The following is a 20,586-nucleotide window of genomic DNA, read 5'->3' on the forward strand; positions in this document are numbered from 1 at the left end:
TCACCCAGTTTACATTAAGATAAACGGATTTACGTCAACGGACACAAGAAGTCCATTTTTCGCTTCATTTTGATGTTGATCAATGATTGTTTTCAATGTTTTTGTCAGATTCGGTTCCCGCTTGTATTTTATCAGACATTGATAGCGATATCTATTATTAATCCTTGCGATTGGCGAGACTGAGGGGCCAAGAACAACAGCCTGGTTAGAAACCTGTGATCTCAAGAATCGGGCAATTTTCTCTGTCGCGGACATTACTGTCATCAACTGCTCATGACTGACCGTAATAAGAGCAAGAAAATAAAAAGGCGGATAATGGTGCATTTTCCTGACAAACATTTCCCGCTGATAAAAAAGGTCATAGTTCTGTGTTCCTGCCAGCTCGATGCTGTAGTGTTCCGGAGTATAGGTTTGAATAATCACCTCTCCGGGCAGCTGATGACGCCCGGCCCGGCCGCTTACCTGTGTTAATAATTGAAAGGTTTTTTCTGATGACCGGAAGTCAGGCAAATGAAGCATCGTATCAGCGGAAAGCACACCGACAAGAGTAATATTAGGGAAGTCCAGCCCTTTTGCAATCATTTGCGTTCCCAATAAAATATCTGCTTTGCCGTCCTGAAACTCCTTCAGCAATCTTTCATGTGAACCCTTACGGCCTGTTGTGTCCACATCCATCCGAATGACCCTGGCCTCGGGTAAAATTTTTCCAAGCTCGTCCTCAACCTTTTGTGTCCCTGTTCCAAAGTAGCGGATATATTCGCTTGAACACTCAGGGCATATCTTTGGAACCGGGCTTTCAAAACCGCAATAGTGACATTTCATTTGAACTCCGGCCCGATGGTAGGTAAGGGAGATGTCACAGTTAGGACAGCTTACAACATAGCCGCAATCCCTGCACATGACAAACGAAGAATGTCCGCGTTTATTTAAAAATAAAACGGACTGCTGGTTTTTTTCGAGCCTGTCCTTAAGCATTTCAAAAAGTTTCGTGGAAAACATTGAACGGTTCCCGGCGCGAAGCTCTTCACGCATATCAATAATTTCCACAGACGGCAATGCTTGATTATTCATTCGCGTCGGCAAGGACAAGAGATGATATACCTTCTTTTGCGCTCTCGCAAACGATTCTAAAGATGGAGTGGCACTGCCTAACACAACCGGACAAGAATAGGTTTTCGCTCTTTCAATCGCCACATCTTTAGCATGATAGCGCGGCATTTCCTCCTGTTTATAACTTGTCTCATGCTCTTCATCAATAATGATAATGCCGATATTTTCAAACGGGGCAAAGATAGCGGATCTTGCTCCGACCGCTACCTTAACCTGTTTCCGTTGGATTTTCCGCCATTCATCGTACTTTTCACCGGCCGATAAACCGCTGTGGAGCACCGCAACCTGGTCACCGAATCTTCCTTTAAACCGATTGACCATCTGCGGTGTAAGAGCAATTTCCGGAACAAGGACTATCGCTTCCTTGCCTTTTTCAATGACCTCCTGAATGGATTGCAGGTAAATTTCTGTTTTACCGCTGCCAGTAACACCATAAAGCAGAAATACCTCATGTTGATTTCCTTCAATCGAATCAAGAATCGGTTTAATGGCGGTGGTTTGGGCCTCTGTTAAGGGCAGCGGGCTGGTTCGTTCAAAGATGCGGTTTTCATATGGGTCCCGGTATACTTCTTTTTCCGCTTCCCATAGCAGTTTCTTTTCAACAAGGGCTTTGACTGTGGTCGAGGAGACTTTAATTTTTTCGGTTAATTGCCGCAATTCAATTTCGCTGTGGTGTTCTATAAAATACGCCAGCACTTGCTTCTGCTTTTCCGCGTTTCCAGGCAGCCTCTCCAGCTCTAGCTTCATGTCCTGCGCACCTAAAGCAGGGCCTATCACATGAACATGTTTTTTCCTAACCTTTTCCTTGACTTCATATAACACCTCCAGAAGCCCTTCGGCCGAAGCCCGCTGAAGATATGGAACAAGGCCATTTTTTAATGCTATCTCCCAATTGAGCGTGCTGCTGTTAGAAAAGTACGACTGGAGCGGCAATTGCAAATCCGCGACGTCCGCTCCAGGAGCAAGTTTTACCTTTTTTTCGTACTTAGCTTTTAAAGCCGCGGGAAGCATGACCTGAAAGGCAAAAATCTTAAAGCATAGGGTATGGTCTGTGAGCCAAGTTCCAAGCTTTAATAATTCATGATTCAAAACCGGCTCAAGGTCCATCGGTTCAATAATTTCCCTTAACTGTTTGAATTCGGACTCACGCTTCACCTCAATAACAAACCCTTGAATATGACGCGGGCCAAACGGAACAACGACTCTCATTCCCGGTTGAATCGTCTCCTCCCATTGGGATGGAATAAGATAATCGAATGCTTTATCTGTTTGTTTCGCCGGCACGTCTACAATGACACTGGCAATTTTCATTTTTTCTCCAAATCCTTTAGAAGGGCGGCAATTTCTTCAATAATTTTTCCGGCGACGTCCGCTTTAGACATCAAAGGCAATTCAACAATTGAGCCGTCACGTTTGTATAGGGTGACGATGTTTGTATCTGTGCCAAATCCTGCTCCCTCGGCCTTCACATTGTTTGCAACAATCATATTAGCATTTTTTGTTAACAGTTTTTTCCGAGCATATTCATCGACATTATTTGTTTCCGCCGCAAAACCAATCAGCAACTGATTTTTCTTTCTTTGGCCAAGTTCAAATAAAATATCCTTTGTTCGTTCAAGCTCTAGTGTAGTGCCGCCAGGCTGTTTTTTCACCTTTTCATTATAAGCAAATTTCGGACGGTAATCAGCAACAGCCGCTGTTTTTATCACAATATCCGCCTTATCAAAAACTTCTATACAAGCGTTGTACATATCTTCCGCGCTCTCAACCTTGACTAGGTCAATACCAGTGGGAGCGGGTATTTGCACCGGACCGGAAATCAACACTACACGGGCCCCTTGCTTCCTAGCTTCTTCTGCAATGGAATAACCCATTTTTCCGCTTGAATGATTCGATATAAAACGGACAGGGTCAATTTTTTCCCTTGTCGGTCCAGCCGTAATCACCACTGTTTTCCCTTTAAGCAGTTTAAATTCCTTTTTGGCAAAAAAACCTTGAATTAATTCAACAATCTTCTCTGGTTCTTCTAAGCGTCCTTTGCCAACATAGCCGCAGGCAAGATAGCCTTCGCTTGGTTCGATGAACCGATATCCGTAGTCCGCTAAAGTGTCAAGATTCTTTTTAACCGCTGGGTGGTCATACATATGGACGTTCATGGCTGGTGCAATCCAGACGGGTGCCGTTGTTGCAAGCAACGTAGTCGTGACCATATTATCAGCAATCCCGCCCGCCAGTTTGGCGATCGTATTGGCTGTGGCTGGTGCCACGAGGATCAGATCGGCCCAGTCGGCTAAGTCGATATGGGCAATGACCTGCGGATTTTTTTCATCAAATGTATCTGTATAAACTTCATGGCGTGAAAGTGCTTGGAAGGTTAATGGGGTTACGAATTGGCTGGCTGATTCGGTAATTATAACCTTAACTTGGGCACCGGCTTGAACGAGTTTACTTGTCAAGGCCGCTGCTTTGTAAACAGCAATTCCACCTGTTACACATAATAATATTCTTTTATTGGTTAACATACTTTTCCCCCGCTTTATGTAAACACCTTTTTCTTTATTATGATTGAATTTTACTTATTTTTCACCTTTTACTATTCGAATTCGACAAATTTCTATTAATGGGTCTGTTGATTTCCGCTCCACAAGGAAAGCTTCGGCAGCATAGGCATCGCACGACTGAAAGCGATAGCTTTTAGGAGGAGGCGCTCGCTTTCCGCGGGCGGTACGGGGAGCCTCCTCGGCGCTTAAGCCCTGTGGGGTCTCCCCTGCCCCGTACTCCCGCAGGAGTCGAGCGCCTTTCGCTCCAATCAACAGAGAGAAAAATACTTATCATAACTTTAACAAAAATAAAAAGGCTGACTGTTATGTCAAGCCTTCATTAAATGGTTTTCTACATTTATTCAGCAGGAGTATCTGCTTTTTTGGCAATGCGGTAGGTTAGCTCGCCACTGTAAATTTCTTCAAGTGCTTTTCCAACATATTTGTAGGAAACATATTTTGGCAGTCTCTCGTCTTTTGCCTGCGACATGGCGCGGGCACGCTTAGCTGCCACGGATACCAAGGAATATTTTGAATCAATTTTTTCCAGCAATGAATCGATAGAAGGGTATAACATTCTAATCAACCTCCAGCAATTTTTTATATCGTTTTTCTACTCGTTCCCTGCGGCAATGCTCTGCAACTACAATCGCTTTAATGCGTTCGCAGGCGAGTTCCACTTGGTCATTCTCAACAACATAATCATATAATTCCATCATTTCAATTTCTTCACGGGCTGTCAGCATCCGGTTATGAATAATATCTTCTGTTTCCGTTCCTCTTGTCACAATTCGGTTTTTTAATTCCGATAGACTTGGCGGCATCAGAAAAATAAATAAACCTTCAGGGAATTTTTCACGAACTTGGCGGGCACCCTTGACCTCTATCTCGAGGAAAACATCCTTGCCTTCATCTAGGGTTTGCCGGACGTAATCCACTGGAGTGCCATAATAGTTATCAACAAATTCAGCATACTCAAGCAGCTTGCCGTGCCTGATCATTTCCTCAAACTCTTCGCGGGTTCGGAAAAAATAATCCACTCCATCCACTTCTCCAGCACGAGGCTTTCGGGTTGTAACTGAAATAGAATATTCAAAAGCCGTATCAGGCTGTGAAAAAATCTCTTTTCTTACAGTTCCTTTACCAACCCCTGATGGACCGGAAAGTACAATTAACAATCCTTTTTCTGGCATATTACTAAAATCCTACCCTTCTTCAATAGTATCCTCACGGTCCGTTAAGCGGTGCGCTACTGTCTCAGGCTGAACGGCGGAAAGAATAACATGGTCACTATCCATTACAATAACAGCACGAGTCCGTCTTCCGTATGTAGCATCGATTAATGACCCGCGGTCCCGGGCATCTTGGATAATTCTTTTTATAGGAGCTGATTCGGGACTTACGATAGAAATAATTCGATTTGCCGATACAATATTACCAAAACCAATATTAATTAATTTAATTGCCATGAAAATCATCCAATCATTAATAATATATTTTGACCGTGTCAATGCATTTCTAAACAAATCCTATTCGATATTTTGAACCTGCTCCTTCAGTTTCTCAAGCAAGCTTTTCATCTCAACTGCCTTCTTGGCAATTTTTGCATCATTTGCTTTTGACCCTATGGTATTGACCTCTCGATTCATCTCCTGAACGATAAAATCAAGTTTTCTTCCAATCGGTTCAGCTTCATTTAATGTTTGCACAAACTGCTCCAGATGGCTTGTCAATCTGGTAATCTCTTCATTTATATCGGCTTTTTCTGCAAAAACAGCCACTTCTGTCAAAAGCCTTGTCTCGTCCACCTGACCGCCGGTAAACTCCTGCATTCTCTTTAAGACACGCTCCTTGTATAGCTGAACCACTTCAGGCGCATAATTTTGCAGCTCCTTTACATGGGTTTCCAACTGGGCAATAATGGCAAGCAAGTCTTTCTTTAAAACCGCGCCTTCTGCGAGCCTCATTTGTTTCAACAGGATGACCGCTTCCTCAGTAGCGGATAGCACTAAATTTTCAAGCTCTTCATTACCGGCTTCATTTTCTTCAATATGTAATAGGTCTGCACGAAGGAGCAAATCCTGAAGGGTTACTTTTCCTTCAAATCCATATCTGCTCTTTGCCTGTTCGATAAACTGATAATATTCATCAATCAATTTCCAATCAACTTGAAGTTTTCGAGTAATTAGACCTGCACCTTCAATGTTGATATATACCTCCGACCGGCCACGGCGGATATACTGATTCAGCTTCTTCTTAATTTTATCTTCTATTTTTAATAGCTGTCTTGGCATTCGAATATTTATTTCAGTAAAGCGATGATTAACCGATTTCACTTCGGCATTCACGATAAAGAAATCCGATTCTGCCCGGCCTCTTCCAAAGCCTGTCATACTTACAACCATCTAGGCGCACATCCATTCTTTGAATTTATGCTATAAGCCAAAAAATCCAAAAGGTAATAGAATGGATTCTATTACCTTTTGGATTATAACACACTTTATTTCGTTTTTCTTAATAAAAATGAGCCTGCTAGTAAAAAAGTTGGGATGGAGGATAATCCGATAATCAACAGCCAATCCTTTGCAGCGATTGGAAGGGTGTGGAAGATCGGCTGCAGCGGCGGATAGTAGATAACTACCAACACCATTAGCAATGATGATATAACTGCCCATACAAGGTATTGGTTACCAAAAGGGTTTCTTGACAGGACAGATTTCTCACTGCGGCAATCGAAGACATGGATCAGCTGAGCCATAACAAGGGTGGCAAAAGCAACAGTCTGAGCATATTGCAGCTGTGATGGGTCATTATGATAGACAATCATGAAGGCAAAAAGCGTCACCAGTCCGATTAAAAATCCGCGGGAGACTACCTTCCAGCCAAGTCCACGTGAGAATACTCCTTCATTAGGACTTCTAGGCCCACGTTTCATAACGTTTTCCTCCGGGCGATCAAGTCCAAGTGCCATCGCCGGCAGTCCATCTGTCACCAGGTTCACCCAAAGAATCTGGATTGGCACGAGCGGCAAAGGAAGACCAAGAAGCATGGCAAACAACATCACCAAAATTTCACCGACGTTTGAAGCTAACAAGTAACGAACGAACTTGCGGATATTTTCATAAATATTTCTGCCCTCTTTGATGGCTGCTTTAATGGTTGCAAAATTATCGTCTAGTAAAACGAGTGCCGATGCCTCTTTAGCTACATCCGTTCCGGTGATACCCATGGCTACCCCAATGTCTGCGGCTTTGATGGCAGGAGCATCATTGACGCCATCCCCTGTCATCGCTACAATATGACCTCTGTTCTGAAGGGCTTTAACAATTTTCAGTTTATGTTCTGGTGATACCCTGGCAAAAACCGAAACATCTTCCACCACATTTTCTAAATCCTCAACCGACATTTCAGATAATTGCTTACCGTCAAGCACCTTGCTTTTACTCGTTAAGATCCCAAGCTGAGCTGCAATTGCTTTAGCGGTGATGGCGTGGTCGCCGGTAATCATGACAGTTTTTATGCCTGCCTCTTTACACTCTTTAACGGCTAATTTCACTTCAGGTCTTGGCGGGTCAATCATCCCTTGGACACCAATAAAGGTCAATTTGCTTTCAGCTTCTTTTTCGCTGAAAATGTACGTGTTCGCGGGAATTGGCTTAAAGGCAATCGCAATCGTCCTTAATGCCTGTGATGCCAGATTGTCAATCGCGGATTGAACCTTTTGGTTTGTTTCCTTGTTTAAATATTGGGTTCGCCCGTCCCAAAGAATCGATTCACTGATTCCCAAAATAACATCCGGGGCCCCTTTTGTGATGATAAAATGTCTGCCTTGTTTGTCTTTTACATGGATGCTCATCATTTTTCTTGAGGAATCGAAAGGAAATTCATTCATAATGGTAAATTCCTCAAGTAGCTTCGGACGATTAAAACCTGCCTTCATGGCACTTACCAAAAGTGCGCCTTCCGTTGGATCACCGTCAAGAATATAGTCCTCACCTTTAAGGTTTATCTCAGAATGGTTGCATAGCATCCCAAAAATCAGCATTTGTTGCAAGGCTTTTTCATCCTTAGGATGAACCTTCTTTTCATTCCGGTAAAAATCACCCTTTGGCTGATAGCCGCCACCGTCAACTGTCCATGTTTGGCCGCCGCTCCAAAGATGGGTTACCGTCATTTTGTTTTGCGTCATGGTTCCCGTTTTATCGGAACAAATGACCGATGCACAGCCGAGGGTTTCAACTGCTGGCAGTTTGCGGACAATCGCCTTTTGCTTGATCATTTTTTGGACACCCAGGGATAAAGCTACCGTCACGATCGCCGGCAGACCTTCAGGTATTGCCGCTACTGCTAAGGAAACGCCTGCCAAAAACATTGTATAAATATCATGTCCCTGAATCACACCAACCGCTACTACAAGAAAGGTCAGAAGAAGTGCCACTGTAATTAGAATTTTGCCTAACTGTTCGAGCCTCCGCTGCAGCGGTGTTTCTTGGGATTCTGCCGTTTGCAGAAGTCCGGCAATCTGACCCATTGCTGTTTTCATACCGATAGCAATGACCACACCCACACCGTTGCCTCTCGTCACCATCGTTCCCATAAAGGCTGTATTTTCCATATCGCCAATGCCTGGATTTTCATTCGTCAGCTTTTCCGTAATTTTCGAAACGGGTACCGATTCACCGGTCAGCGCTGATTCTTCAATTTCCAAACTTTTCGATTCAATCAGACGAACATCCGCACCAATCCGGTCGCCGCTCGTAAATTTCAAAATATCGCCAACGACGATTTCCTTTGAGGGAATCTTCATCCATTTTCCATCTCTTAACACTGAAACCTGCGGAGCAGATAACTCCTTTAATGCCTGAAGTGACTTTTCCGCTCTCCGTTCTTGGAAGAAGCCAAGAAATCCATTGATAATGACAATGGCAATGATTGCAATTGCATCGATATATTCACCAAGCAGCCCCGATATTAACGTTGCTGCAAGGAGTACCAACACCATGAAATCTTTAAATTGGCTAAAAAATAAGAGTAAAGCCGATTGCTTCTCCCCTTCTTCTAGCTCATTTAAACCAAATTGCTTTACCCTTTTTTTCACTTCCTCTGCTGATAATCCAGATGAAAAGTCGGTTTCTAGAGCCCTTTCAACTTGTTTTATCTCCATCTCATGGAATTTCATCCGACCATCTCACTTCCCCCTTAGCTCTAATTCTAATGACAAGCCTGTGAATCTCTGCATAAAAATAGTTGAAGCCAATGCAAAGTACCCACAAGCAAGAACTCTATAGACAGCTTATTCAGGGTCGTCCAAAAAAATGCTATGATAAAAGACAGATTCTCAATTGAAAGGTTATACTTATATAGAAAACTATTGTTAATAGAAAAGGATGTTCACCATGTCATTTGATGGTTTATTTACAAAAGCGATTAGTCATGAACTTTCCCGTGCCCTAAAAGGCGGCCGGATTAATAAAGTTCATCAGCCTTATAAAAATGAAATTATTTTAACGATTCGCGCTGGAGGGGTTAATCACAGACTGCTTTTATCTGCCCATCCGAGCTATGCAAGGGCACAGCTTACCACCGAAACCCACGAAAACCCGAGTGAGCCGCCAATGTTTTGTATGCTGCTAAGAAAGCATATTGAGGGTCATATTTTGGAGGATTTATATCAAGTTGAAACCGACCGAATGATTATTTTTGAAATCAAAGGCCGGAATGAAATTGGCGATATCAGTTATAAGCAATTAATTATCGAAATTATGGGCAGGCACAGTAATATCATCTTAGTTGATAAAACCCGGAATATTATTTTGGACAGTATCAAACATGTTTCGTTTGCTGTTAACAGTCACAGGGCCATCCTGCCTGGGCAGCCGTTTGTGTTCCCGCCCGAGCAAAACAAGCAAAATCCATTTCTGGCAAATGAAGATGATGTTGTAAGGAGCATTGATTTTAATGCTGGACGGCTTGACCGCCAACTCGTCGAGCAGTTCGCTGGCATCTCGCCGCTGTTTGCGAAAGAGGTCATTTTTCAAAGCGGACTTGCCAATCGGACGACCGTTCCCAAAACATTTTTAAGCCTAATTAAAAAAATCGAATCAGGGACGATTGCACCGTCAATCATCGCTGCTCCCGAAAAGGAAGCCTTTTATTTGTTTCCGCTTGAGCACCTGAAAGGTGAAGTAAAGAGTTTTTCCAGCCTCAGCGAAATGTTGGAGCGTTATTATTTTGGCAAGGCGGAACGGGACAGGGTCAAACAGCAAGGGAATGATATTGAGAAGCTTATTACGAATGAAAAAGAAAAAAATGAAAAGAAAATAGATAAACTGGAAGCGACCCTAAAGGAAGCGGAAAAAGCCGATGAATATCAGCGTTACGGGGAATTATTAACAGCCAATCTTTATGCAGCCAAAAAGGGTATGAGAGAAATCGAGGTTCTTGATTATTATGATGAAAACGGCGGAACAATTGTTATTCCACTTGACCCTCGGAAATCTCCTTCTGATAACGCGCAAAAATATTTTTCCAAGTATCAGAAAGCGAAAAACGCGGTTTCGATAGTCATCGAACAGATTGACAAGGCGCGCGTTGAAGCTGCTTATTTTGACAGCCTTCTGCAGCAGGTCCAGTCTGCTTCCCCAAGAGATTTGCAGGAGATACGCGATGAGCTTGTGGAGGGCGGATATATTCGCGACCGTAAAAAGCGGAACGGCAAAAAAGTGCAAAACGCCAAGCCGGTTCTTGATTTCTATCAGTCCTCAGTTGGAACTGAAATTATCGTTGGAAAAAATAATAAACAAAATGACTATCTAACTAATAAGCTTGCGGCAAGGGATGAAATTTGGCTGCATACGAAGGACATTCCCGGTTCGCATGTCGTTATTCGCAGTAAGGAGCCATCGGAGCAAACAATTCACGAGGCGGCAATGCTGGCAGCCTATTTTAGCAAGGCGAAAAATTCCAGTTCAGTTCCGGTTGATTTTACAAAAGTGCGACACGTCAAAAAGCCTAGCGGTGCTAAGCCAGGATTTGTCATTTATGATCACCAGCAGACGGTTTACGTGACGCCGGATGAGGAAATGGTACTGAAATTAAAGAAATGAGCTAATAATATGTAAAGCCCCGGGGCGGCCCGGGGCTTTTTTATGATTAGATCAACGAAACAGCTTGTTGATAATAGTTATCGACACGTTTCTGTGATATATCGACACAAATTTATATTATATCTACAATTTTTAAGATTATATCTACAAATTTCATTAATATATCGACAATTCTTCAAATTTATCTACAATTTCTATAAATATATTACTCGAACCGCTTGCTCCACTCACCAGGGTCCTTGCTCCAGGAAAGCAGGCTTGCCTGATCATCCTGGCTGATATTGCCTTTTTCAATGGCCGTCTCAACAAGTGAAGGAAAATCAGTCAAGGAGTAACTTGTAATTCCTTCCGCAGCAAATGCTTCTTTACCTTTTTCAAGACCGTATGTAAAAATGGATACGACCCCAAGTACTTCACAGCCAGCTTCTCTAAGAGCCTCTACAGCTGTGATGACACTTCCGCCGGTGGAGATTAAATCTTCAACCACAACCACTTTTTGTCCCTGCTCGACTTTTCCTTCAATCTGATTACCTTTGCCATGGCCCTTTGCTTTAGAGCGGACATAGCACATCGGCAAATCCATCAGCTCGCTGACCCAGGCAGCGTGAGGAATACCGGCAGTTGCTGTTCCTGCCACCACTTCAGTAGCGGGAAAATTCTCATCAATTAGTTTTTGCAGCCCACTAGCAATAGCCCTGCGGACGGCCGGATAGGATAAGGTGAGCCGATTGTCACAATAAATGGGGGAACGAAGTCCCGAAGTCCAAGTAAATGGATTTTGCGGGCTTAATCCCACCGCGTTAATGTCTAGTAATTTTTCAGCAATAGTGTGTTTCATTGATGTACTCCCTTCCATACTTCCATCCAGTGTTCATAGCTTTTCAGAGGATCAGCCGACCTTGTGATCGAACGCCCGACAACAATCGCACTGACACCTGCTTTTCTCGCAAATTCAGGTGTTGCTACCCGTTTTTGATCCCCAACAGAATCCGAAGAAAGCCGGATTCCCGGACATACAGACAAAAAGTCAGCGCCAATCTTTTCACGGATGGACGCTGCTTCCCATGCTGAACAAACGACTCCGTCGAGCCCTGCTTCCTTTGTCAGAGAAGCATAGCGCAGGACCGATTCCTCAAGCGAAACCCCAATCAGCTGCTCTCTTTTCATTTGCTCCTCTGATGTACTTGTCAGCTGGGTAACGGCAATGCAATACGGCCTTTTCTTTCCGGAAGCAGTACCAGCCTCCAGTCCCTCTAACGCCGCTGCCATCATTTCTTTTCCGCCTGCAGCATGAACATTGACAAGGTCACAGTTCATGCGGGCAAGCCCCTTCATCGCACTGTAAACAGTATTTGGTATATCATGAAGCTTCAAATCCAAGAAAATGCGGTGTCCTGATTCCTTTAAGCGGTGAATGATCGAAGGCCCTTCTTGGTAAAAAAGCTCCATTCCCACTTTAACAAAAAGCTCTTTGCCGGCAAATGGTTGTAAAAATTGATCTACTTCAGCAGCATTAGCATAATCAAGCGCGATGATAAGCGAGTTGTCCATCCTATTTCCAGCTCCTTCCCGTACATTCACTAATATGTTCAAATCCTAGTTGATTTAGCAGCTCCGGCAGCTGTTCAATAATCTCCGGGCAGACAAACGGATTTACAAAGTTTGCTGTACCTACAGCGACGGCACTTGCTCCCGCATAGAAAAATTCAATGACATCCTCCGCAGATTCAATCCCGCCCATTCCGATAATCGGTATATTTACCGCTTGGCTTACTTCATACACCATTCGAATCGCAACAGGTTTTACAGCAGGGCCAGAAAGGCCGCCCGTTCGGTTCGCCAAAATTGGCTTGCCTGTTTTTAAATTCAGCCGCATTCCTACAAGCGTGTTAATCATTGTAATGCCATCAGCACCGCCATCCTCTACTGCCTTTGCCATCTCGACAATATTGGTGACGTTTGGAGACAACTTTACATAAACCGGAACCTCGGAAACTTCCTTTACTCTTCGTGTTAATTGCATAGCCACTTCTGGGATAGTTCCAAAGGCAATTCCACCCGTTTTAACGTTAGGGCAGGAAATATTTAATTCCAGTGCATGGACGTTTGGCGCTTTTGAGATTTCCCGTGCAACCTTCACATAATCCTCTTCAAGCGACCCAGCCACATTGGCAATAATCGGTACATCATATTGGGACAGCCATGGCAGCTCTTCGGAAACAACCTTTTCTAATCCTGGGTTTTGCAGCCCGATTGCATTTAGCATCCCTGCTGAAGTTTCAGCAACCCTTGGTGTCGGGTTTCCAAACCGGGGCTCTGCCGTTGTTGCTTTGATCATGATTGCACCAAGAATGCTTAAATCGTAAAATTGGCTGTACTCGCGGCCAAATCCGAAGCAGCCTGAGGCCGGTATGATTGGGTTTTTCAAGCTTAATCCTGGTAATTCAACATGTAATCGGCTCATATTATCACCTCTCCGGCACGGAATACAGGTCCGTCACTGCATACTTTTTTATAGGAAGCTCCTGACGGGTCATCCACCTTTTTGCATACGCAGGCAAAGCAAGCCCCTACGCCGCAGCCCATCCGTTCCTCTAAAGATAAAAACATTTTTTTATGAGAGTACTGCTGTTCAAGTGCTCTTAACATCGGGGTCGGACCACAGGAATATACACAATCAAATTGTAAATCCTTTATGACATCTGTTACAAACCCTTTAACTCCGTAAGAACCATCCGCAGTAGCAACATATGTTTCGCCCAGTTCCGAAAATTCCTGTTCGTAGAAGACGGCGGATTCAGCTTGGAAGCCTAGGACATTGATGACTTTAACGCCTTTTGCTGTCAACTGTTTCGCAAGCTCATAGAGGGGAGGAACACCAATTCCTCCACCCACGAGCAATGCAGTCTCACCAATACTAGCTTCATTAATAGGGAAGCCATTGCCAAGAGGGCCAAGGATATCGAGTTCCATCCCCGGCACCCTAGAGGCCAATTGCGAAGTTCCTTTTCCATCTTTTCTATAGATCATCGTAAACTGCTCTTCCGTTACATCATACGAGGAAATGCTGATTGGTCTTCTCAATAGTGGATCCAATCCATTTCCTACCCGAATATGAACAAATTGTCCAGGCTCGGTGATGTCATGAACCATCTCAGCTTTTACGGTAAGCTCATAAATGTTTTCAGCAATTAACTTTTGACTGATGATTTTGCAAATTTCCTTCCGTATCATGCAAAAACTGCCTCCCTGCTTGGTACACTCATCGCTTCAGCGGAAAAGTTCATGGACTCCACCACTTTTAAGATAGCATCAGCAGTATCTAATGAAGTCAAGCAAGGAACACCATTTTCAACAGCATCACGGCGGATTCTAAAACCGTCACGCTCAGGCTGCTTGCCTTTTGTCAATGTATTAATGATTAACTGCGCTTCACCGTTTTGGATAATATCCAATAATGTTCGGCCTTCTGCACCAATTTTGCCGACTACTTCAACCGGAAGACCGGCAGATTTTATTATAGCTGCTGTTCCGCTTGTGGCCACCAGTCGATAGCCAATGCTGGCAAACCGTTTCGCAAGCTTAAGTGCTTCTTGTTTATCCTTATCTGCGACTGTAAACAAGACTGTCCCAAACGGCTGAATATTCATTCCTGATGCAACTAAACCCTTGTAAAGAGCCTTCTCAAGTGTGATATCCTTGCCCATTACCTCGCCAGTTGATTTCATTTCTGGTCCAAGCGTGATATCAACATCTTTTAATTTGGCAAAAGAGAATACCGGAACTTTCACATATACACCTGATTGTTCATGCACCAGTCCGGATTGATAGCCCTGCTCAACGATTGAGACTCCAAGAATAGCCTTTGTTGCAATCTTGGCCATCGGAACATGGGTGATTTTACTTAAGAATGGCACCGTCCTGCTCGAACGTGGATTAACTTCAAGCACGTAAACCTGACCGCCCGATAACACATATTGAATGTTTAGGAGACCCACAATGTTCAAGCCCCTTGCTAATCTTTCTGTATATTCAACAAGTGTCTTCTTAACATCCTCAGATAATGTTTGCGGCGGATATACGGCGATTGAGTCACCGGAGTGCACCCCTGCCCGCTCAATATGCTCCATAATACCTGGAATCAAGACATTTTGTCCGTCGCAAATGGCATCTACTTCAATTTCTTTACCGGTTAGATAACGGTCAATTAAGACTGGATGATCAGGATTGATTTTGACGGCATTCTCCATATAATGGAGCAGTTCTTCCTTACGATACACAATTTCCATCGCCCGGCCGCCAAGCACATAGGATGGACGGACAAGGACCGGATAGCCGATTTCCTCAGCAATTATGACTGCTTCTGCTACTGAAAGGGCGGTCTTTCCAAGCGGCTGCGGAATGTTCAACAATTCAAGCGCCTGCTCAAATTTATCCCTGTTCTCTGCACGGTCTAAGTCCTCTAAGCTTGTTCCTAAAATGTTAACACCATTTTCCTCTAGCTTCGCAGCAAGGTTAATCGCTGTCTGCCCGCCAAATTGAACGACTACTCCAATCGGTTGTTCCAAATCAATGATGCTCATTACATCTTCAATTGTCAGCGGTTCAAAGTACAGCTTGTCGGAGATACTGAAATCCGTCGAGACTGTTTCCGGATTGTTGTTAATGATAATTGCCTCATATCCAGCTTCCTTAATGGCTTTTACAGAATGGACAGTCGCATAATCAAACTCAATCCCCTGGCCAATCCGAATTGGGCCTGATCCGAGAACGATGACACTTTTTCTATCTGACACAAGAGATTCGTTTTCCTCTTCGTATGTTCCATAGAAATATGGAGTTTCTGACTCAAACTCCGCAGCGCATGTATCTACCATTTTATAAACCGGGATGAGACATGAGTCTTTCCGAAGCTTGTAAATCTCGCCTTCTGTTTTATTCCAAAGCTCAGCAATTTTCTTATCGGTAAAGCCTTTTTGCTTTGCTTCTTTAAGAAGTTCAATATCAAGCTGATTGTCAGCCAATTTTGCCTCAAGCTTGATAATGCCCTCCATTTTCTTCAAGAAAAATAAGTCAATCTTGCTCCACTCATGAATCGTATCGATCGTAATGCCGCGTTTTAACGCTTCAGCAATGTAAAAGAGACGCTCATCACCAGCTTTTCTGATTCGTTTTTCAATTAGGTCGTTATCAATTTCGGCGGCACCGTTAAGTTGGAAATGATAAACACCCGCTTCGAGGGAACGAATTGCTTTTAACAATGATTCTTCAAAAGTTCGGCCAATTGCCATGACCTCACCAGTTGCCTTCATTTGTGTTCCAAGCGAACGGTTTCCGGACTCAAACTTGTCAAACGGCCATCTAGGGATTTTCGTTACCACATAATCAAGGGCCGGCTCGAAGCTCGCATATGTTTTTCCGGTAACAGGGTTCAGCATTTCATCAAGTGTCAATCCAACTGCGATCTTTGCTGCAAGCTTGGCAATTGGATATCCTGTTGCCTTTGATGCTAAGGCCGAAGAACGGCTTACCCTTGGGTTTACTTCAATGACATAGTAGTTAAAGCTGCATGGGTCTAGGGCAAGCTGAACATTACAGCCTCCTTCAATACCCAGCGCACGGATAATTTTTAAAGACACATTTCTTAATAATTGGTATTCTCTATCACTTAATGTCTGACTTGGCGCAACAACAATGGAATCACCCGTATGAACACCGACCGGATCGATGTTTTCCATGTTGCAGACCACGATGGCATTGTCATTTGCATCGCGCATCACTTCATATTCAATTTCTTTGTAACCAGCGATGCTTTTTTCCAATAAACATTGGTGAACAGGGCTGTTCTTAAGTCCGCTTGTTACGATTTCCTCAAGCTCGGCGTCATTATGGCAGATGCCGCCGCCAGTTCCACCCAGTGTAAAGGCCGGACGGACAATGACCGGAAAACCTACCCTTTCCACAAAAACTTTGGCTTCATTAAGCCCATGGATAATTTCGCTGTCAGGTACCGGTTGATTCAATTCATTCATAAGTGCACGGAACAATTCACGGTCTTCTGCTTGATTAATGGCAGTAAGCTTCGTTCCCAGAATCTCAACGCTGCACTCTTCAAGAACGCCTGATTTTGCCAGTTCAACAGTCAAATTTAGCCCAGTCTGACCGCCTAAAGTTCCTAAAACGGCGTCAGGACGCTCCTTACGGATAATTCTTGAGACAAAATCCAGTGTCAGAGGCTCAATATAAACGGCATCGGCAATCTCTGCGTCTGTCATAATGGTAGCAGGATTGGAGTTGACGAGGATCACCCGGTATCCTTCCTCCTTAAGGGCCAGACAAGCTTGAGTACCTGCGTAATCAAATTCTGCCGCTTGACCGATGACGATTGGCCCCGAGCCAATCACTAGAATGGAGTTGATATCTGTGCGTTTAGGCATTTGCTGCTACCTCCTGTTTTTCAGCTTCAATCATCGCAAGAAATTGTTCAAATAGTCCGTTTGCATCCTCAGGACCTGGTGAGGCCTCTGGGTGATACTGCACGGTAAAGGCCGGGACATCCAGATGCTTAAGGCCCTCGACGGTTCCATCATTTAAAGCGATATGTGTTACTTCTAATCTAGTATTTTTAACTGATTTTTCATCGACTGTATAACCATGATTCTGAGAAGTAATCGAAACTTTACCAGTTGCCAAGTCCTTAACTGGATGATTCGCACCGCGATGTCCGAACTTCATTTTAATGGTATCAGCGCCGCATGCCAGGGCAAACAATTGATGGCCAAGGCAAATTCCGAAAAGAGGCACTTTTCCCAAGATGTCCTTTATCATTTGGATTCCTTCCGGAACATCCTTTGGATCCCCAGGTCCGTTGGAAAGCATGACTCCATCAGGACGCAATCTTAAGATCTCATCGGCTGTTGTATGGTATGGAACGACAACTACATCACAGCCGCGTTCATTTAATTCCCGCAAAATTCCGTGCTTCATCCCGAAATCGACAAGCACGATTCTTTTTCCGCGTCCCGGACTTGGATAAGGATTCTTTGTGGAAACCCTTCTTACTTGGTCAATTGGAAGACGAGTCTGTCTTAACTGTCTTAACACTTCCGTTGCATCGTTTTCAATACTGCAAATCGCTCCCTTTAACGTGCCGTGCTGGCGGATAATCCTTGCCAGTTTACGGGTGTCGATCCCGGCAATTCCAGGGATTTTTTTCATTTTAAAATATTCATCAACAGTAAACTCACTTCTCCAGTTAGACGGAAAGTCGCTGACTTCTTTAACAATAAAACCTTTTACGGCAGGAGTAATGGATTCAAAATCATCGCGGTTAATCCCATAGTTCCCGATTAACGGGTATGTGAGCATAACGATTTGTCCGCAATAGGATGGGTCGGATAGAATCTCCTGATAGCCTGTCATTCCTGTATTAAAAACAACTTCACCAATTGTATCTACATGGCTTCCAAAGCCATCACCGATAAAAACAGTTCCATCTTCTAATATAAGCTGCGCCTTCATGCTGTAACACGCCCTTTTTCCCAAACTATTTGGCCAGATGCGATTGTCAATACCGGCCACCCTTTGCACTTCCATCCGGCAAATGGGGTGTTTTTCCCTTTTGATAAAAACTCATCAGGATTGATTTCTTTTTCTTCGTTCAAGTCTAATAACACGATATCCGCTGCCGCACCCTCTTCAATTCTTCCGAAAGGAAGTTCAAAGCAATCAGCAGGCTTTGTCGTCATATAAGCAATTAACTGTTCAAGTGTGATGATGTTTTTCAAGACAAAATGGGTATAAAGAAGTGGAAAGGCAGTTTCCAGACCGACAATTCCAAATGGCGCCAGCTGCATTCCCTCAGCTTTTTCTTCGGCAGTATGCGGTGCATGGTCAGTGGCGATAAAATCAATCGTACCATCCAGCAGCCCTTCGATTAACGCCTTTTTATCGTCTTCCCCCCGTAGCGGAGGATTCATCTTAAAGTTAGCATCCAGTCCTGGAATATCATTTTCTGATAATAATAGATGATGCGGAGTTACTTCCGCGGTAACTTTAATGCCGGCCCGCTTGGCGTCACGGACGGTCCTCACCGATTCCTTTGTGCTGATATGGCAGACGTGATAATGGCAGCCGGAAGCTTCAGCAAGCAGGACATCTCTGGAAATTTGAACGGATTCGCAAATAGAAGGGATCCCGTTTAACCCGTGCTGCATGGAGAATGTACCTTCATGGACACAACCTTTATGAATCAACGTATTTTCCTCACAATGGGCTACGATTGCCATATTTACTTCTTTTGCTTTTTGCATTGCCTGAAGCATCATATCTGCTGATTGGACACCTACACCGTCATCAGTAAAGGCAAATGCTCCAGCCTCTTTCAGCGCCGCAAAATCAGTTAATTCCTGACCAAGCTGTCTTGTTGTAATGGAGGCATATGGCAAAACACGTACGCTTGCTGTTTCCTTAATCCTGTCCATCACCCAATCCATCTGCTCCTTGGTGTCAGGCACCGGTCTCGTATTTGGCATGGCCGCTACTGTCGTAAAACCACCCCGGGCTGCTGCCATCGTACCAGTTGCGATGGTTTCCTTTTTCTCGCCGCCAGGTTCCCTTAGGTGGACGTGAAGATCAACAAACCCTGGTGATACAAGCATTCCTTGTGCATCTACAGTTCTTTCAGCCGATTCTGTTAAACTAGGTGCCAGTTTGCTAATAATCCCATTTTCTATTAAAATATCAGATTGTTTCATTTCACCATTAGATGCTATATATTTTGCGTTCTGAATAAGCAGTTTCATATTGATTTCCTCCTCCTAAGCTTTCAAGTGACCGCTTCAGGGCAGCCATTCTTACATAAACACCATTTTGCATTTGTTTAAAAATTCTTGACCGTTCACATTCAACTAAGCTGTCTGCAATTTCAACGTTTCGGTTTACCGGGGCCGGATGCATGATAATGCTGTGCGGCTGCATTTGCTTTTCCCTCTCTATGGTTAGGCCATATTTTTTATGGTACTCAGAGGCAGTAAAGCTTCCCTTTTTCTGATGGCGTTCATGCTGCACACGCAGAAACATGACAACATCGGATTCGCTGATAGCCACATCAATTGGCTTAAAACGGGAAGTACTTAAACTATGATAGTCAAACCATTCTTCCGGCCCTGAATAAATGACCTCCGCCCCCAGCCTGGTCAATGCATCCGCGTTGGAACGCGCTACGCGGCTATGACTGATGTCCCCAATTATTGCAATTTTCAAGCCTGAAAAACTGCCAAACTCCTGCTTTATCGTTAACAAATCAAGAAGGGATTGTGTCGGGTGGTGTCCGCAGCCATCGCCTCCATTTAAAATTGGAATATTGATATTTTCAACCAATTCATCAAAATAGCGATCCTGGCTGTGGCGGATGACAACAGTATCAACACCGATTGATTCCAGCGTTTTTACAGTATCATATAATGTCTCACCTTTTTGAACGCTAGAGGTTTGGACTTCAAAAGGAATGACGCTTAATCCTAATCTTCTTTGAGCCATTTCAAAGCTGCTTTTCGTTCGGGTACTAGCTTCAAAAAAGAGGTTTGCTGTATACATTTGTCTTTCCGGTTTCCAAAACAGTCCTTGTGAAAACCTTTCAGCATCCTCAAGGATTTGATAAATCTCCTCAACTTTTAACTCGTTTGTTGTTAATAGGTGCTGTAACATCCTTTTTCCCCACCTTCTCTGATTGCTAAAAAAAACACCCTGACTAAGTGGTCAGGGTGCCAAAAGTTTAACTTAAGATATGGACACAACTGCAGTCCATATCCAAGTTAAGTAACACACCC

16 protein-coding genes are annotated in these 20,586 nt (G+C 43.8%); 1 reads left to right on the plus strand and 15 read right to left on the minus strand.

The annotated features are described in order from the left end of the window. Positions 1-9 precede the first annotated feature (9 nt). The 7 genes from priA to KHA99_RS05465 all read right to left on the minus strand — a co-directional run bounded on the left by priA (position 10) and on the right by KHA99_RS05465 (position 8,829). Entirely contained in the window at positions 10-2,421 is a 2,412-nt protein-coding gene (priA, locus tag KHA99_RS05435) for a primosomal protein N' (protein WP_213116377.1), read from the minus strand. Continuing rightward, positions 2,418-3,632: a bifunctional phosphopantothenoylcysteine decarboxylase/phosphopantothenate--cysteine ligase CoaBC gene (gene coaBC, locus KHA99_RS05440; protein ID WP_213116378.1), complete on the minus strand. Its 1,215-nt coding sequence runs from the start codon at positions 3,630-3,632 to the stop codon at positions 2,418-2,420. Before coaBC ends, priA begins: the two co-directional genes overlap by 4 nt. Before the next feature lie 376 nt (positions 3,633-4,008). Then, positions 4,009-4,227, minus strand: coding sequence for a DNA-directed RNA polymerase subunit omega (gene rpoZ / locus KHA99_RS05445; RefSeq protein ID WP_213116379.1), 219 nt, complete (start codon positions 4,225-4,227; stop codon positions 4,009-4,011). A 1-nt stretch (position 4,228) separates the two neighbouring features. Continuing rightward, a complete protein-coding gene (gene gmk / locus KHA99_RS05450) occupies positions 4,229-4,843 on the minus strand; it encodes a guanylate kinase (RefSeq protein ID WP_213116380.1) in 615 nt (204 codons plus the stop codon). Between the two features lie 12 nt (positions 4,844-4,855). Continuing rightward, positions 4,856-5,119, minus strand: coding sequence for an extracellular matrix/biofilm regulator RemA (gene remA, locus KHA99_RS05455; RefSeq protein ID WP_213116381.1), 264 nt, complete (start codon positions 5,117-5,119; stop codon positions 4,856-4,858). Between the two features lie 60 nt (positions 5,120-5,179). Next, entirely contained in the window at positions 5,180-6,055 is an 876-nt protein-coding gene (locus KHA99_RS05460) for a YicC/YloC family endoribonuclease (protein ID WP_213116382.1), read from the minus strand. 95 nt (positions 6,056-6,150) lie between these two features. Beyond that, positions 6,151-8,829: a calcium-translocating P-type ATPase, SERCA-type gene (locus KHA99_RS05465; RefSeq protein WP_213116383.1), complete on the minus strand. Its 2,679-nt coding sequence runs from the start codon at positions 8,827-8,829 to the stop codon at positions 6,151-6,153. A 217-nt stretch (positions 8,830-9,046) separates the two neighbouring features. Between KHA99_RS05465 and KHA99_RS05470 the strand changes: the two genes are divergently transcribed. Then, positions 9,047-10,756, plus strand: coding sequence for an Rqc2 family fibronectin-binding protein (locus KHA99_RS05470; protein ID WP_213116384.1), 1,710 nt, complete (start codon positions 9,047-9,049; stop codon positions 10,754-10,756). Positions 10,757-10,961: 205 nt separating this feature from the next. On the opposite strand, the gene pyrE is transcribed toward KHA99_RS05470, so the two are convergent. From pyrE to KHA99_RS05510, 8 genes are read right to left on the minus strand one after another with little or no spacing between them, the layout of a single operon-like run. Then, complete coding sequence (gene pyrE / locus KHA99_RS05475) at positions 10,962-11,594, minus strand: orotate phosphoribosyltransferase (RefSeq protein WP_213116385.1); 633 nt, start codon at positions 11,592-11,594, stop codon at positions 10,962-10,964. Beyond that, the gene (gene pyrF / locus KHA99_RS05480; protein WP_213116386.1) at positions 11,591-12,307 is read right to left on the minus strand and encodes an orotidine-5'-phosphate decarboxylase; all 717 of its coding nucleotides are present in this window, start codon (positions 12,305-12,307) and stop codon (positions 11,591-11,593) included. The genes pyrE and pyrF overlap by 4 nt, the downstream gene beginning before the upstream one ends. 1 nt (position 12,308) lies before the next feature. After that, positions 12,309-13,220, minus strand: coding sequence for a dihydroorotate dehydrogenase (locus KHA99_RS05485; protein ID WP_213116387.1), 912 nt, complete (start codon positions 13,218-13,220; stop codon positions 12,309-12,311). Further along, positions 13,217-13,990 (minus strand): dihydroorotate dehydrogenase electron transfer subunit, encoded by a 774-nt coding sequence (locus KHA99_RS05490; RefSeq protein WP_213116388.1) that lies wholly within the window; start codon positions 13,988-13,990, stop codon positions 13,217-13,219. The genes KHA99_RS05485 and KHA99_RS05490 overlap by 4 nt, the downstream gene beginning before the upstream one ends. Further along, on the minus strand, positions 13,987-17,193 hold the full coding sequence (carB, locus tag KHA99_RS05495; protein WP_213116389.1) for a carbamoyl-phosphate synthase large subunit: 3,207 nt from the start codon (positions 17,191-17,193) through the stop codon (positions 13,987-13,989). Before carB ends, KHA99_RS05490 begins: the two co-directional genes overlap by 4 nt. Continuing rightward, positions 17,186-18,277, minus strand: coding sequence for a carbamoyl phosphate synthase small subunit (locus KHA99_RS05500; RefSeq protein WP_213116390.1), 1,092 nt, complete (start codon positions 18,275-18,277; stop codon positions 17,186-17,188). Before KHA99_RS05500 ends, carB begins: the two co-directional genes overlap by 8 nt. Further along, positions 18,274-19,560, minus strand: coding sequence for a dihydroorotase (pyrC, locus tag KHA99_RS05505; protein WP_213116391.1), 1,287 nt, complete (start codon positions 19,558-19,560; stop codon positions 18,274-18,276). The genes KHA99_RS05500 and pyrC overlap by 4 nt, the downstream gene beginning before the upstream one ends. Then, the gene (locus KHA99_RS05510) at positions 19,520-20,464 is read right to left on the minus strand and encodes an aspartate carbamoyltransferase catalytic subunit (RefSeq protein ID WP_213116392.1); all 945 of its coding nucleotides are present in this window, start codon (positions 20,462-20,464) and stop codon (positions 19,520-19,522) included. Before KHA99_RS05510 ends, pyrC begins: the two co-directional genes overlap by 41 nt. Positions 20,465-20,586: the final 122 nt, after the last annotated feature.

The sequence above is a fragment of the Neobacillus rhizophilus genome, from assembly GCF_018343535.1.
GTDB lineage: Bacteria > Bacillota > Bacilli > Bacillales > Cytobacillaceae > Neobacillus > Neobacillus rhizophilus.